Source organism: Neisseria dumasiana, assembly GCF_022870885.1.
Classification (GTDB): Bacteria; Pseudomonadota; Gammaproteobacteria; order Burkholderiales; family Neisseriaceae; genus Neisseria; species Neisseria dumasiana.
The window spans coordinates 1,110,334-1,126,415 of sequence record NZ_CP091509.1; the positions used below are offsets into that span (position 1 = coordinate 1,110,334).

Annotated in this window: 13 protein-coding genes; 8 read left to right on the forward strand and 5 right to left on the reverse strand. The window is 51.4% G+C overall.

What is annotated here, in order from left to right; genetic code table 11:
* Window positions 1–92 precede the first annotated feature (92 nt).
* Together LVJ88_RS05035 and LVJ88_RS05040 are read right to left on the reverse strand one after the other, a co-directional pair.
* The gene (locus LVJ88_RS05035; RefSeq protein WP_085418077.1) at window positions 93–1,769 is read right to left on the reverse strand and encodes a cation acetate symporter; all 1,677 of its coding nucleotides are present in this window, start codon (window positions 1,767–1,769) and stop codon (window positions 93–95) included.
* Between the two features lie 4 nt (window positions 1,770–1,773).
* The gene (locus LVJ88_RS05040) at window positions 1,774–2,088 is read right to left on the reverse strand and encodes a DUF485 domain-containing protein (protein WP_054598991.1); all 315 of its coding nucleotides are present in this window, start codon (window positions 2,086–2,088) and stop codon (window positions 1,774–1,776) included.
* 268 nt (window positions 2,089–2,356) lie between these two features.
* On the opposite strand from LVJ88_RS05040, the gene LVJ88_RS05045 reads away from it, so the two are divergent.
* The gene (locus tag LVJ88_RS05045) at window positions 2,357–3,238 is read left to right on the forward strand and encodes a LysR family transcriptional regulator (RefSeq protein WP_085355469.1); all 882 of its coding nucleotides are present in this window, start codon (window positions 2,357–2,359) and stop codon (window positions 3,236–3,238) included.
* A gap of 115 nt (window positions 3,239–3,353) precedes the next feature.
* On the opposite strand, the gene LVJ88_RS05050 is transcribed toward LVJ88_RS05045, so the two are convergent.
* Entirely contained in the window at window positions 3,354–3,980 is a 627-nt protein-coding gene (locus tag LVJ88_RS05050; protein WP_085418076.1) for a bifunctional 4-hydroxy-2-oxoglutarate aldolase/2-dehydro-3-deoxy-phosphogluconate aldolase, read from the reverse strand.
* 98 nt (window positions 3,981–4,078) lie between these two features.
* Entirely contained in the window at window positions 4,079–5,917 is a 1,839-nt protein-coding gene (gene edd, locus LVJ88_RS05055; protein WP_085418075.1) for a phosphogluconate dehydratase, read from the reverse strand.
* Between the two features lie 421 nt (window positions 5,918–6,338).
* Here edd and zwf point away from each other — a divergent pair, with 421 nt between their 5' ends.
* From zwf to LVJ88_RS05090, 7 genes are all read left to right on the forward strand, one after another.
* Complete coding sequence (zwf, locus tag LVJ88_RS05060) at window positions 6,339–7,796, forward strand: glucose-6-phosphate dehydrogenase (protein WP_085418074.1); 1,458 nt, start codon at window positions 6,339–6,341, stop codon at window positions 7,794–7,796.
* A 71-nt stretch (window positions 7,797–7,867) separates the two neighbouring features.
* A complete protein-coding gene (gene pgl / locus LVJ88_RS05065; RefSeq protein ID WP_085418073.1) occupies window positions 7,868–8,566 on the forward strand; it encodes a 6-phosphogluconolactonase in 699 nt (232 codons plus the stop codon).
* Entirely contained in the window at window positions 8,547–9,635 is a 1,089-nt protein-coding gene (locus tag LVJ88_RS05070) for a glucokinase (RefSeq protein ID WP_085418072.1), read from the forward strand. Before pgl ends, LVJ88_RS05070 begins: the two co-directional genes overlap by 20 nt.
* Window positions 9,636–9,900: 265 nt before the next feature.
* Complete coding sequence (locus LVJ88_RS05075) at window positions 9,901–10,758, forward strand: SIS domain-containing protein (RefSeq protein WP_085355464.1); 858 nt, start codon at window positions 9,901–9,903, stop codon at window positions 10,756–10,758.
* Window positions 10,755–12,419, forward strand: a complete 1,665-nt coding sequence (pgi, locus tag LVJ88_RS05080) for a glucose-6-phosphate isomerase (protein WP_085355463.1) — start codon at window positions 10,755–10,757, stop codon at window positions 12,417–12,419. Before LVJ88_RS05075 ends, pgi begins: the two co-directional genes overlap by 4 nt.
* A gap of 190 nt (window positions 12,420–12,609) precedes the next feature.
* Complete coding sequence (locus LVJ88_RS05085) at window positions 12,610–13,827, forward strand: sugar MFS transporter (RefSeq protein ID WP_085355462.1); 1,218 nt, start codon at window positions 12,610–12,612, stop codon at window positions 13,825–13,827.
* 263 nt (window positions 13,828–14,090) lie between these two features.
* Window positions 14,091–15,284, forward strand: a complete 1,194-nt coding sequence (locus LVJ88_RS05090) for an amino acid aminotransferase (RefSeq protein WP_085418071.1) — start codon at window positions 14,091–14,093, stop codon at window positions 15,282–15,284.
* Between the two features lie 204 nt (window positions 15,285–15,488).
* On the opposite strand, the gene lysM is transcribed toward LVJ88_RS05090, so the two are convergent.
* Window positions 15,489–15,965, reverse strand: coding sequence for a peptidoglycan-binding protein LysM (gene lysM, locus LVJ88_RS05095; protein ID WP_085355460.1), 477 nt, complete (start codon window positions 15,963–15,965; stop codon window positions 15,489–15,491).
* Window positions 15,966–16,082: the final 117 nt, after the last annotated feature.

Here is a 16,082-nt window from a genome sequence, read left to right on the forward strand (position 1 = left end):
CGGGCGTTTGTTTCAGACGGCATTGTACTCAATATTGAGGCCGTCTGAAATATCGTTTTCAGACGGCCTGTTATGCTACGGAACGATGTTTATTAGTGGTCGCTGGCTTCAGCCGCGCCGATACCGGTCATCGAACGTACATATTGAGCTTCGAAGCCTGCTTTATCCAATTCGGCCTGTTTCGATTTGTCGGTAATCGAGAAGAACCAAGCTGCGATAAAGGCCAGCGGAATCGAGAACAGGGCAGGGTTGCTGTATGGGAAGATGGCTTCTTTGTTGTGCAGCACTTTCACCCAAACGGTCGGGCCTAAAATAATCAGCACGAAAGCAACCAACAAGCCTAAGAAACCGCCGATCACCGCGCCGCGTGTGGTCAGGCCTTTCCAGAACATCGACAAAGCCAGAATCGGGAAGTTGGCCGAAGCCGCCAGCGCAAACGCTAAGCCCACCATGAACGCTACGTTTTGGTTTTCAAACGCAATGCCCAAGATAATCGCCAAAATACCCAAACCTAAAGTGGCCAAGCGGGATACGCGCATTTCTTCTTCTTGAGTGGCTTTGCCTTCGCGGATTACAGAAGAATACAAGTCGTGGCTGACGGCAGACGCACCGGAGAGGGTCAAACCGGCTACTACCGCCAAAATGGTGGCGAATGCTACGGCTGAAATGAAGCCCAAGAACAGGTTGCCGCCCAATGCGCCGGACAAATGCACCGCCGCCATATTGGTGCCGCCGATCATTTCGACTACGGTTTTGCCTTCGTTCACCATAGTGGTGAAGAATTGCGGGTTGTCTTTGGTAACGAAAATAATCGCACCGAAACCGATAACAAAGGTCAGCAGGTAGAAGTAGCCGATAAAGCCGGTGGCCACGAACACCGATTTACGCGCTTCTTTGGCATCGGGCACGGTAAAGAAACGCATCAGAATGTGCGGCAGACCGGCCGTACCGAACATCAAGGCCAAGCCCAACGAGAGCGCATCAATCGGGTTGGACACCAAGCCGCCCGGCGCCATAATCGCCGTGCCTTTTTCATGGATTTCGGTGGCTTTCAGGAACATACCTTCTAAGCTGAAGCCGCTGGCTTTCAGAATCATGAACGCCATGAAAGTCGCACCGGAAAGCAGCAGCACGGCTTTGATGATTTGCACCCAAGTGGTTGCCAACATACCGCCGAACAATACATACGCCACCATCAGCGCGCCCACGATAATCACCGCGGAAGTGTAGCTCATGCCGAACAGCAACTGAATCAGTTTGCCCGCGCCCACAACTTGCGCGATCAGATACAGAATCACCACCAGCAGCGAGCCGCTGGCCGCAAACACGCGCACGGGTTTTTGTTTCAGGCGGTAGGCAACTACGTCGGAAAAGGTAAATTTACCTAAGTTACGCAAGCGTTCGGCTACGAGGAACAATACGATCGGCCAGCCCACCAAGAAGCCGGTGGAGTAGATCAGGCCGTCGTAACCGGTGGTGTACACCATAGCGGAAATACCGAGAAACGAAGCGGCAGACATGTAATCGCCGGCAATCGCCAAGCCGTTTTGGAAGCCGGAAATACCGCCGCCGGCGGTGTAGAAGTCTTTGGTGGATTTGTTCTGCTTGGCCGCCCATTTGGTGATGAACAGAGTGGCACCCACGAAAATCAGGAACATCACGATGGCTGCGATGTTCAAAGGTTGTTTTTCCACTTCGCCGCTGAAGGCATCGGCCCATACGCTACCCGAAACCAGCAGGCCGGATAAGGTGATTAATAATTTATTCATGCGTTTATTCTCCCTCAACTTCCCGCACAACTTCTTTGGTCATGTCTTCAAATTTGCCGTTGGCAATGCTCACATAAATCCCTGTGGTGATGAACGAAAAGATAATCACAAACAAACCGGCGTAAATGCCCCAAGTGGTGATGCTGCCTTCGGATACGGGGCGGGCGAAAATTTCGGGCGATGTGCCGATCATCCAAATGTAGAAAACATACATAAAAAATATGACGGCAGAAAACCCCCATCCTATGAGTGCTTTCTGGCGCGCCATACGCTGGAATTTGGGATGCCGGAGCACCCGTTGTGCCGTTTGTTTTTCCATTTTTTCTTCTCCTTTCGTAAAACCTTTAAGGTATGAACGATGGGCATTAAAATTAAAAAATATTGCAATGGCTAATTTTATTTTCTGATAGTATCAATCCGTTTTATTGATGACAAAAAGCAAAAAATATGATTTTAAAAAGAAATATTGTTTTCAAAAAGCTTTTCAGACGGCCTTGAAATGTGTTAAAACAAGCAAAGGCAAGCAGCTCCGAAACGGGCTGGGCGATGCTTTATTCATAACATAATAAACAGCTGGCGTGAGAAATATGGACTACAACCAACTCAAAACATTTACCGAGGTTGCCCATATCGGCAATCTGACTCAAGCGGCGGAGCGTTTGCATTTATCGCAGCCTGCCGTTTCGGCACAAATCAAGTCGCTTGAAAAACGGCTTAACGTAACCTTGTTCAAACGCACCACCAACGGTATGGAGCTGACGCCGGCGGGGGAAGTGTTTCTGCCCGAAGCCGAAATTTTATTGCAACACCATCACAAGCTCGACTGTTTCGCCAAAACCTTGGCCGAGCATTATGTGGCTCATGCCGATATCGGTTTGATTCATCCCGTTCCTTCCGACAAAATCACTTGCCTTACCGAAAAAGTGCTCCGCCATGATCCGGATATTCTGCTGCATATCCAATACGGCATGAGCGGGGAAATCGAGCAGCGCATTCTCGACAAACAGCTGCACGGCGGCTTTTTTCTCGGGCCGGTCAACCACCGCAGCCTGCGCAGTATTTTTCTGCAAGACCTCCATTATTCGCTGATTTGCCCTGCGGAGGCCGAGCAAACGGTGCGGCAGGATTTGCCTGCCAGCCTCGGTCAGTATGCATGGATTGAAATGTCGGGTGTATCGGGCAGCCGCAAACACATGCAGCAGTTTTGGCGCAAACACAAAATTTCGCCCAAGCGGCAGATTATCTGTGATTACTCTCAAACCATCATTGATTTGGTGTGTCAGGGAACCGGCGTTGCCGTGGTGCCGGAGCACCGTGCGCGTTCGGCGAAAGAAAGCGGCAGGCCGATTGCGGTGATTGAGGAATACCGCCAAACCATGCCGTTGAATTTCATTTATCTGAATGAGTTTGAAGAAGACCCGATTCTTAATCTGCTGAAAAATTCCGTGGAAGAAGTGTGGGGAATATAGCCGATAAATCTGTGTATTTGTATTGGAGTGGCGATTGATATAACGGAGCCGTTTTTAGTCAGAAAGGCCGTCTGAACAAATATTTTCAGACGGCCTCGTGCGTTTTGAGAGGAACTTATTTGGCCTTCAATGCCGATGCTTCTTCAGCCAATCGGGTAATCGCGGCCCAATCTTTATTTGCCACTGCGTCTTTAGGCGTGAGCCATGAACCGCCGACACACAATACGTTGGGCAGTTTCAGGTATTCGGGTGCGGTTTCGAGGCTGATGCCGCCGGTGGGGCAAAACTTCACTTGGGGGAAAGGGCCGTGCAGGGCTTTGAGCATTTCGCGCCCGCCCACGACTTCGGCGGGAAAGAGTTTCATGGTGTCGATGCCGTGTTCCAAAGCCAGCATGAGTTCGCCGGGTGTGGCAATGCCGGGAATCACGGCGATGCTGCTTTGGGCGGCGGCTTTGGCGAAATGAACGTTGAAACCGGGGCTGATGGCAAACACGGCGCCTGCGTCTTCTACGGCTTTGAGTTGTTCGCCGTTGATTACCGTGCCTGCACCGACGATGGCGCCGGGCACTTCTTTTTTAATCAGTTCGATGGCTTTGATGCCGTGCTCGGTACGCAGCGTGATTTCAAGCGTGGGGATGCCGCCTTCGACCAAGGCGTGTGCCAAATCGACGGCGGTATGGATGTCGTTGATGGCCATTACGGGAACGACTGCGCCGGCGGAAAGGATGTCGCGTGCATTCATGTTTGCTCCAATCTGTTAAGACGGTAAGGCCGTCTGAAAAGTGTTGCGGAAGTGTTTTCAGACGGCCTGTCGGGAATGAGGCCGTCTGAAAAGCCGGTTCAGGCGAAGTCGCCGCCGAAGCTCATGGCACCGGTTTCTGCGCTGCTGGTCATGCTGCGGAAGCCGGCGAACAGTTCGCGACCGATGCCGTGGGTGTTTTTGCTCAAGTCGGCCTCGGCGGTTTCGCGCGCGTTCCATTCGGCTTCGTCAACCAAAGCAGTCAGCTCGCCGGTAACGGAATCGAAGCGGATCATATCGCCGGTGCGGATTTTGCCGATGCCGCCGCCGAGCAGGGCTTCCGGGCTCATGTGGATGGAGGCGGGTACTTTGCCCGATGCGCCCGACATGCGGCCGTCTGTAACCAAGGCAACTTTGAAGCCGCGGTCTTGCAGAATGCCCAAAGGCGGGGTGAGCTTGTGCAGTTCGGGCATGCCGTTGGCGCGCGGGCCTTGAAAACGAACAACGCAGATAAAGTCGCGTTCCAGCTCGCCCCGTTCAAAGGCCGCCAACACTTCGCGCTGGTCGTTGAAGACAATGGCGGGTGCTTCGATGATGCGGCAGTGTTCGCGTACGGCGGAAACTTTGATCACGCCGCGGCCGATGTTGCCTTTCATCAGGCGTAAGCCGCCGTCGGGCGAGAAGGGGCGGGAGAAGGGGCGCAGTATGTCTTCGTCGCGGCTTTCGGCTACGGCGTCTTGCCACTGGAGTTTGCCGTCGATTAAGAAAGGCTCTTTGGTGTAGGCTTCCATGCCGTGCCCCATGACGGTTTCTACATCGTCGTGCAGCAGGCCGTTGTTGCGCAGTTCGCGGATAACGAAAGGCAGGCCGCCGACTGCGGCAAAGTGGTTGACGTCGGCTTGGCCGTTGGGATAAACGCGGATCAGCAGCGGAATGATAGACGAAATCTCATCGAAGTCGTCCCAATTCAAAATAATGCCAGCCGCGCGCGCCATCGCCACCAAATGCATGGTGTGGTTGGTGGAGCCGCCGGTTGCCATCAGGCCGATAAGTGCGTTGACAAACGATTTTTCATCGAGCATTTCTCCCATAGGTTTGGCCGTGCCGTTTTTGATGCTTTCGACCAAATGGGCGGCGGCATAGCGGGTCAAGGCTTCGCGCATGGGTGTGTAGGGGTGGAAAAAGGCGGCGGCAGGCAGATGCACACCCATCATTTCCATCATCATTTGATTGGAGTTGGCTGTGCCGTAAAACGTGCAGGTGCCGGGGCTGTGATACGAACCCATTTCGCTTTCGAGCAGCGCATCGCGGCCGACTTTGCCTTCGGCGAAAAGCTGGCGGGTGCGGGCTTTTTCTTTGTTGGCGATGCCGCTTTGCATAGGTCCTGCGGGTGCGAAAATGCCGGGTATGTGGCCGCAGCTCAACGCGCCTATCATCAGGCCGGGTACGATTTTGTCGCACACGCCGAAATACAGTGCGCCGTCAAACATTTGGTGTGACAGGCCGACTGCCGTGCTCATGGCGATGACGTCGCGCGAAAACAGTGAAAGCTCCATGCCCTCGTAACCTTGGGTAATGCCGTCGCACATGGCGGGTGTGCCGCCGGCCACTTGCGCGGTGGCACCGTGTTTTCGGGCTTCGTCTTTAATCCAGTCGGGAAATTGGAAAAACGGCTGGTGTGCCGAAACCATATCGTTATAGGCGGTAATCATGCCCAAGTTCGGTGTGTTGTGTTTGAGCATTTCGATTTTGATGGTTTGCGGCATGGCGGCATAGCCGTGGGCAAGGTTGGAGCATCCCAGTTGGTCGCGTTCGACACGTCCTTGCTGTTTCAGTGCGCGGATGCGTGCAAGATAGGCTTCGCGGGTAGGGCGGCTGCGTTCGATGATGCGTTCGGTTACGGCGGCCAGTTTGGGGTGTAGGGGAGCGGGAGTGTTCATAAGGCTCTGCCTTTCGTAGTGGTCTTCGGCGGAAAGTGCTTTTTGCTTGGTGTGTGCTTTGTTTTAAAACAGATTCAAACAGATAAGGCCGTCTGAAAGCTTTATTGATTAAAATTATAATATAGATTGTAGTTAAGTTACAAAATAATGCTTGCACTAGGTCAAACTTTCTTGTGTAGTTTTGTAACAAAATGAAATGATCGGTCAAATAAGGATTTGGCGATATGTTTACATAGGTCAAATTTTTATGAAAAACAGCATAGACAAAAACTGTAGTGCTGTGTAGGATTGCTACTGATTTTATTCTGATTACAGTTACAGAATACGGCGTGTAGTTTTATGCAAATCATGTAAGCCGTATGCAGCAGATTTATATTTAGTTATGGCGTTGAGCCAGCCTCAGTAAACGAAAGAAGACGTGATGAATACGCAAACAAACTTTGATTTGGTGTTATTTGGTGCAACCGGCGATTTGGCCATGCGCAAGCTTCTACCCTGCCTGTATCAGGCTCATGTGGCCGGGCTGCTGCATCCGCAAGGCCGTATTTTGGGCGTAAGCCGCAGCGATTTGGATACCGAAGGTTTTCTCGCCAAAGTGGAAAGTCATTCCAAAATCCATATTAAAGAAAACTTAAGCGATGAGGCGTGGGCATCGTTTGTTAAACGCATCGCTTACCTCACCGTAGATGTTACCCGTTCCGAAGATTTCGGCACATTGGCCGAAATGGTTAAAGCCCGCCGCGAAACCGACAACGTCGTTATTTATCTCTCAACCGCCCCTAAATTTTTTGCCCCCGCGTGTGAAAACCTTGCCGCTGTGGGCTTGAATGCCGACAACGTGCGTATCGTGTTGGAAAAACCCTTGGGCACCGATTTGAAGTCTTCGCAAGAAATCAACACCGATGTAGCGCGTTTTTATAAAGAAGAACAGATTTACCGTATCGACCACTATTTGGGCAAAGAAGCCCTGCAAAACCTGTTGGCGCTGCGCTTTGCCAATGTTGTGTTCGAGCCGTTGTGGAACAATAAATATGTGAAAAGCGTTCAACTGACCATTGCCGAACAATTGGGCGTGGAAGAGCGCGGCGAGTTTTACGACATCACCGGTGCGCTGCGCGATATGGTGCAAAACCACTTGATGCAGATGTTGTGTATGACAGCGATGGAAGCGCCCGCCAGTTTGGATGCCGATGCCGTGCGTGATGAAAAACTGAAAGTGATTAATTCTTTAAAACCGCTGACTTCGGCCGATGTCGATGCAAATGTGGTGCGGGGCCAATATATCGCCGCCCAAAAAGACGGCCAAACCGTCAACGGCTATTTGCAAGAGCATAACGTACCTGCCGACAGCCGCACCGAAACCTATGTGGCTATTAAGGCGGAAATCGACAACCAACGTTGGGCGGGCGTGCCTTTCTATTTGCGCACCGGCAAACGCATGGCGGGTAAAGTAGCCGAAATCGTGTTGAATTTCCGCGAGCTGCCCAACCATATTTTTGAGGGCAGCCAAAAAGCCCCCAACCGTTTGGTTATCGAACTGCAACCCACCGAATCCGTCTGCCTGTACACACAAGTCAAAACGCCGGGTGCGGGCAACCGTGTGGAACTGACCGCGTTGAGCGTGGATATGGGCAAAGAAGTGGCCGGCCGCCGTGCCGAGGCTTACGAACGTTTGCTGCTCGACGTGATCAACGGCAAGCTGGCATTATTCAACCGCCGCGACGAACTGGAAGCCGCGTGGGAATGGGTAGTGCCGATTATGGACAACTGGGCTGCCAGTTCCGTGCCGCCTCACGGATACGAAGCCCATTCGTGGGGGCCGGAAGCCGCCCGCCAATTGTTGGCACGCAACGGCGACAAATGGCACGAAGAGCAATAACAGCTTTTCAGACGGCCTGTCGATTATGCGTTTGAGGCCGTCTGAAAAACGATACCGAAAGAGAGTTGATTATGGCTTACCAATGGCACCAACATGAAAACGCCGCTGCTGCTTCTGCGGCATTGGCCGACGCCGTGGCTGCTTCGTTGCAGCAGGCTTTAGTTAAACAAGGCGGAGCCGTGTTGGCTGTGTCGGGCGGGCGGTCGCCCATTGCATTTTTCGAAGCCTTATCGCAGAAAGATTTGGATTGGGCGAAAGTAGGCATAACGTTGGTGGACGAGCGCATCGTGCCGACCACCCATGCCGACAGCAACACCGGCTTGGTACACGAATACCTTTTAAAAAACAAAGCGGCCGCCGCTACTTGGATTCCCGTGGTCGAAGCAGGAAAAACCGAAGCCGGTTTATCTCCCGAAGCAGTGGTTCAGACGGCCTTAAAACACTACCGCCAACCCGACGTGCTGGTGTTGGGTATGGGCGGCGACGGGCATACTGCATCATTGTTTCCGCAGGCACCGCAATTGGACAAAGGCTTGGATATGCAAAACAGCGTGCCTTTGCTGCACACCACTCCGGTTACCGCGCCCCACGAGCGTATCAGCATGACCTTGGCTGCCATTGCCGCAACGCCTGCCGTTTTTCTCGCCATTCAGGGCGAAGAGAAAAAAGCAGTATTCGACCAAGCCGCTGCGGCCGCTTCCAAAGATTTTCCGACCGGTTATGTACTCAATAACGAAAAGGTAAACTGCCATGTCCACTACTCAAATTAAAGAAGATCAAGCTTCCGGCAAACACGCTCCCGCACCTGCCGACACCGTTGAATGGCCGCGCTTGGTTGCCGACATCGGCGGAACCAATGCCCGTTTCGCATTGGAAACCGCTCCCCAACAACTCGAAAAGATAGAAGTGCTGCCGTGCAACGATTACGACACCATCGTTGATGCCATCCGCGAATACTTGAAACGCGCGGGCAACCCGAAAATCAGCCACGCAGCGATTGCCATCGCCAATCCGATTTTGGGCGATTGGGTGCAAATGACCAACCACCACTGGGCATTTTCCATTGAAACCACCCGCCAATCTCTGTGTTTGGAAACCTTGATTTTGCTGAACGATTTTACTGCGCAGGCATTGGCGATTACCCGCCTGCCCAAAGAAGAATTGGTTCAGGTCGGCGGCTCCAAACCGGTAGAAAACGCACCCAAAGCCGTTATCGGGCCGGGCACGGGGCTGGGGGTGAGCGGGTTGATACCCAGCAATTCCGGCTGGGTGCCGTTGGCCGGAGAAGGAGGGCATGTCAGCTTTTCCCCGTTTGATGATGCCGAAATCATGATTTGGCAATTCGCTAAGAAAAAATACGGTCATGTTTCTGCCGAGCGTTTTTTGAGCGGCGCAGGTTTGACGCTGATTCATGAAGCTTTGTCGGCCAAAGAAGGCGTGAAGCGTCAAAAAATGACACCGGCCGAAATCAGCGAGCAGGCTTTGAGCGGTTCATCGCCGTTGTGCCGTTTGACGTTGGACATTTTCTGCGCCATGTTGGGCACGGTATCGTCGAATCTGGCGTTAACATTGGGTGCAAGCGGCGGCGTGTATTTGTGCGGCGGCATCATTCCGCGCTTTATCGATTACTTCAAAAACTCGCCTTTCCGCACGCGCTTCGAGAGCAAAGGCCGGTTCGATGCCTATTTGGCCGCCATTCCCGTATATATCGTATTGGGCAAATACCCCGGTATAACCGGTGCGGCCGTAGCGTTGTCGAACCATCTGCAAGGCAAGTGCAACAATACCGCGGCTTTGGGCGGTGCGGCAGGTAAAAAAGGAGAAACGGCAAAAGCATAGCCGCCTGCTTTTCGATACCGCAACCGCACGGAATGCCGTGCAATAAAACCCACACCGTTCCGTGCGGCAGTTGGCTGTTTGCTGATACGGCAATAAAATGTCGCACAAATACGCAGGTGGCGTTTAATACCTGAATACATAGTCAATGAACTTAACTTGTAGTACGACGACACGCCCTAGCAGAAATAAAGTTTATTTGCCATACCTGTTCAGACGGCATACTGCCTGAATATACAGGCAGCAGATTATAGAAAGCAGAATTATTATGTTAAGTAAAATCAGCGAATCACTCAGCGACCTTTCGGGAGCGGAACGCAAAGTGGCAGAATCGGCATTGGCCGAACCCAAGTGGTTCGTGCATGCCGCAGTAGCCGAAATTGCCGAACGGGCTTCAGTGAGCCAACCTACCGTTATTCGTTTCTGCCGCAGTTTGGGTTATAAAGGTCTGCCCGAATTCAAACTGGCGCTGTCTGCCAGCCTCGGCCACGAAGGAATGCCGTATGTGCATGAAGAATTGAATGCCGACGACGACATGGGCAATGTGGTGGAAAAAGTGCTCGGCAATGCGGCCGCTTCGATTTTGGGTGCGCGCCGTTTCCTGAAAGAAGCCGACCTCGAAACAGCCGTGGTAATGCTCAGCCATGCCCGCCGCATAGAGTTTTACGGAGTAGGCAATTCAGGCATTGTCGCCCAAGATGCGCAGCATAAATTTTTCCGTTTCGGTATTTCAACGGTGGCCTATGTCGATACCCATATTCAGCTGATGGCCGCATCGGTATTGAGCAACCGTGACGTGTTGGTGGTAATTTCCAATTCCGGTTCTTCGATCGAGCTTTTGGATGCCGTGAGCATTGCAAAAGAAAACGGTGCTTCGGTTATCGCCGTTACCCGCTCCGAATCACCGCTTGCCCAATTGGCCGATTGTGTGTTGAGCATTTCTGCGCAAGAAAACAGCGAACTTTACACGCCTATGGTTTCACGTCTGCTCCAATTGGCGGTAATCGATATACTCACCATCGGCTTGGCTTTGCGGCTGGGGGAAACCGCCAGCCTGCAATTACAGAAAGGCAAGCGCAGCATCCACAGCAAACATTTGGAATATAACAGTAAGGAAGAGTTATGAAACATTTACAGGATTTGCCTGTATGGCGGGAGCTGTGGAAGCATTTCGATGCAACCAAAAGCCTGCATATGCGCGATTTGTTCGAGCAAGACCCCGAACGGGCGCAGCGTTACTGGCTGGAAGTAGGCGGTTTGATTTTAGATTATTCGAAAAACCGCATTACCGACGAAACATTGTCTCTGCTGATGCAACTTGCCCGCGAATCAGGCGTGCCGGAGCGTATCAAACAGATGTTCCGCGGCGAAAAAATCAACACAACGGAAAACCGTGCCGTATTGCATGTGGCTTTGCGCAACCGCACCAATGCCCCGATCCGTGTCGACGGCGAAGACGTGATGCCCCAAGTCAACCGCGTGTTGAGCCGTATGGGCGAGTTTGCACACGAAGTACGCAGCGGCGAATGGCTGGGCTATACCAACCAAGTGATTACCGATGTGGTCAATATCGGTATCGGCGGTTCCGATTTGGGGCCGTTGATGATGTGTACGGCACTCAAGCCTTACGGCCATCCGCGTTTGAAAATGCACTTTGTATCGAATGTGGACGGCTCGCAGTTGCGTGATGTGCTGGAAAAGGTGCACCCCGAAACCACGTTGTTCATCATCGCTTCCAAAACCTTTACCACGCAAGAAACCCTAACCAATGCGTTAACCGCCCGCGAATGGTTCTTGAAATATGCTGATGAAGAATCTGCCGTAGCCAAGCACTTCGTAGCCGTATCGACCAACAAAAAAGCCGTGGCCGATTTCGGTATCGACACCGCCAATATGTTCGAGTTTTGGGATTGGGTCGGCGGGCGTTACAGCCTGTGGTCTGCCATCGGCTTGCCGATTATGCTTTATTTGGGCGAAGAAAACTTTATCGAAATGCTCAACGGCGCGCATCTGATGGACCAGCATTTCTTCAATGCGCCGTTGGAACAGAATATGCCTGTGCTGTTGGCATTGATCGGTATCTGGTATATCAACTATTACGGAGGCGGAAGCCACATCATCGCCCCGTACGACCAACACCTGCACCGCCTGCCCAAATTCATCCAGCAGCTGGATATGGAGAGCAACGGCAAACAGGTTACGCTCGACGGACAAGCGGTAGCCCATGAAACCGCACCGATTATCTGGGGCGAAACCGGCATCAACGGCCAACACGCTTTCTTCCAACTGCTGCATCAAGGCACGCACATTACGCCGATTGATTTGATTGCTTCGCTGCAAAAACGCAGCAATCTGCCCGGTCATCACGAGATTTTGCTGGCCAACGTATTCGCTCAAGCCGAAGCCTTTATGCGCGGCAAAACGCCCGACGAAGTGCGCGTCGAACTGAAAGCGCAGGGCATGGATGAAGCGCGCATCGAAGAATTGGTGCCGCATAAAACCTTCTCCGGCAACCGCCCCAGCAATCTGATTCTAATGAACAAAATCAACCCCCGCAACATGGGCAGCCTGATTGCGCTGTATGAACACAAAACCTTCGTGCAGGGCATTATTTGGGGCATCAACAGCTTCGACCAATGGGGCGTGGAGTTGGGCAAACAGCTTGCCAAAACCATTTTGTCGGAGCTGACGGGAGAAACCGCCGTTCAGCAGCACGACAGCTCAACCGAACGCTTGATCCGCCTCTACCGCAATGCCAATTGTGACAAAGACAGCGGCTGCCAATAGGCTCAAGCATCTCAGGCCGTCTGAAAACATGTTTTCAGACGGCACGCAATAATAGGGTATATAAAAAATAGCAATATCCGTTTAGTAAAAAGATGAGTATTATCAGTTGTTTTCAGCTATTGTTGCGCTTGGCGGCAATGCGGGAATAGCAATTTTTTAATCAATCGAGTTTGTATAAGGATTTGAAAAAATGTCTACGCAATCACAAACAAACAATAATTTTGCATTGTCGGTGTTGACCACATTGTTTTTCATGATGGGTTTCATCACATGCATGAACGACATTCTGATTCCCCATCTGAAAAGCATCTTCAACCTGACTTACACGCAGGCGATGCTGATTCAGTTCTGTTTCTTCGCCGCGTATGCCGTGATGTCGATTCCGATGGGCAAACTGGTAGAAAAAGTCGGCTATAAAAACGGCGTTATCGGCGGCTTTCTGATTGCCGCTCTCGGCTGTTTCTTGTTCTATCCCGCAGCGGGCAGCCACTCTTACCCGATTTTCTTGGGCGCATTGTTTGTGTTGGCATCCGGCATCGTGCTGCTGCAAGTGGCAGGTAACCCATACGTTACCCTGATGGCCAAACCGGGCAAAGAATCGTCTACACTCACCCTGATTCAGGCGTTCAACTCTTTGGCAACCATGATTGCCCCGCCTTTGGGTGCGATGCTGATTTTCGTGGATGCCACGGCCAGCGAAGCCGAACGTATTTCTTCCGTACAGATTCCCTACTTGGGTTTGGCGGGTTTTCTGATTCTGTTGGCCGTCGTGGTTAAGATGCTTCATTTGCCCGATGCGCGCAAAATCGCCGAAGAAGTTACCGAACACAATCACGACGGCAAAACCAGCGTATGGCAATACAAACACATGGTATTGGGTGCCGCTGCGATTTTCTGCTACGTTGGCGCCGAAGTGGCCATCGGTTCGCTGATGATTAACGTGTTGGAAGAAGTGGCCGGATTAAACCACTCTACCGGTGCGTTTTACCTGTCGTTCTACTGGGGCGGGGCAATGGTCGGCCGCTTTATCGGTTCGGCGATGATGAACAAAATCGCTCCCAACAAATACCTGACTTTCAATGCTTTGGCTGCGATTGCGCTGATTATTATTGCCATTTCCGCCGGCGGCGGCGCAGTAACCCAGTGGGCACTGTTGGGTATCGGTTTCTTCAATTCGATTATGTTCCCGACCATTTTCTCTCTGGCCACCAAAGGCTTGGGTAAATTTACCGGTGCGGCTTCGGGCATTATCTGTACGGCAATTGTGGGCGGTGCGATTGTGCCGGTGGTTCAAGGCTTCTTTGCCGACAACGCCGGCCTGTTGGTATCGTTCATCGTGCCTGCCATTTGCTACATGTACATCACGTTCTTCGCAACCAAAGGTTACAAAGCAGACGAAGTTGCTTAACGTCTGTTTCCCAACCGGATTGATATATCGACCAAACATGCCGTCTGAAAGTACAGGCGGCATGTTTTTTGTTTTCATCCTATGTTAAAAAGCGTAATATAGATAAGTTGAAACCTTTGCAAAACTTTTGTCTGCCGCGCATCTCTGCGTTGTGGATGTGCTGTAAACCTTGAACTGCATCCGCATCAGGGAGTTTTGCAAAGGTTTTAGGCTCGAATTTTTGTTTTCATCCGTTTCCCTGTTAATTCCAGAAAGGTAGCACTATGTTTTTCGACAAAATCGAAGCTGCTCCGGCCGACCCCATTTTAGGCTTGGGCGAGGCGTTCAAAGCAGAAACCCGTGAAAATAAAGTGAACTTGGGTATTGGTGTATATAAAGACGCCCAAGGCCAAACGCCGATTGTGAAAGCGGTTAAAGAGGCGGAAAAACGCTTGCTTGAAACCGAAAACACCAAAAACTACCTGACTATCGACGGCGTGGCCGAATACAACGCCCAAACGCAAAAACTGCTCTTTGGCGCAGACAGCGAAATCATCGCCTCCAAGCGCGCCAAAACTGCACAGAGTTTGGGCGGAACGGGTGCGCTGCGTGTGGCTGCCGAATTTATCAAACGCCAAACCGGCGCGAAAAACGTATGGATTTCCGCCCCAACTTGGCCGAACCACAATGCGATTTTCAAAGCCGCCGGAATCAATATCTGCGATTACCGCTACTACGACAAAACCACCCACGGTTTGGATTGGAACGGTTTGATTGAGGATTTGGGCCGTGCCGAAAAAGGCGATGTGGTGCTGCTGCACGGCTGCTGCCACAATCCTACCGGTATCGACCCCACGCCCGAACAATGGGAAACCTTGGCAAAAATGTCGGCCGAAAAAGGCTGGCTGCCCCTGTTTGACTTTGCTTATCAAGGTTTTGCCAACGGTTTGGAAGAAGATGCCTACGGTTTGCGGGCTTTTGCCAAGCTGAGTAAAGAATTGCTGGTGGCCAGCTCGTATTCAAAAAACTTCGGCATGTATAACGAGCGCGTGGGTGCGTTTACTTTGGTTGCAGCCGATGAAGAAACCGCCAACCGCGCATTCAGCCAAGTGAAAACCATCATCCGCACGCTGTATTCCAACCCCGCTTCACACGGCGGTTCGACTGTTGCTTTGGTGTTGAAAGATGAAGCATTGAAAGCGCAATGGATTGCCGAATTGGACGAAATGCGCGGCCGCATTAAAGAGATGCGTCAGAAATTTGTCGATTTGTTGAAAGAATACGGTGCCGAGCAGGATTTCAGCTTTATCGTGAAACAAAACGGCATGTTCTCGTTTTCAGGTTTGACACCCGAACAGGTTGACCGACTGAAAGACGAATTTGCCATTTATGCTGTACGCTCCGGCCGCATCAACGTAGCCGGTATCACCGAAGACAATATCCGCTATCTGTGCGAAAGCATTGTGAAAGTGTTGTAAGCATTATAGTCAATTGGCTTAATTTTGATACACGGCAGCAAGCCGCAGACAGTACGGTTAATACGGAAAGGCGCAGCAATGCAGCAGTAAAAGTTAAGTTGATTGGTTATAGCTGTTTAAAAGTCTGTTGAAAGTATCTAATCAATAAGGCCGTCTGAAAGGAAACTTAATTCTTTCAGACGGCCTTTGTGTTTTCAAACCGGCTTATTCGGGAATACGCAGTTTTTGTCCGGGGTAAATTTTGTTGGGGTCGCTCAACATGGGTTTGTTGGCTTCGAAAATTTTCATATATTGATTGGCATCGCCGTAGTATTTTTTAGCGATAGCAGACAGGGTGTCTCCGCTGACCACATCATGATATTTGGCTTCTGCTGCTGCGGGGAACGAGAGATTGTTGTCTACATCAGACACGCCGGTAACATTGCCTGCGGCCAAAACGGCTTTTTCTGCGGCTTCTTGCGAAGGGGCTGAACCGTTGAGCGTTACTTTGCCGCTGGCTCCGTCGAAAGATACGCTCAAGCCGGTCAGGCCGAGATTTTGTTTTTCAATATAGTTTTGAATCGCGGCAGAAGCTTTGTTGTTTAAGTCTTCCACATTGGCGGCTGCGGCTGCGGCCACTTCTTTTTCGTCTTTTCCAAACAGTTTTTCGCCTGCGTTTTTGATAAAGCTAAACAAACCCATTGTTCATTCCTTTTCGTGTGTTGATGAATCGTCCGGCGAGCCGGCCTTGCTTGGATTATAGACAAAAATGTTTTAGGCAAGTGCGGGGAACAATAAGATTACTTTGTTTTACATTAA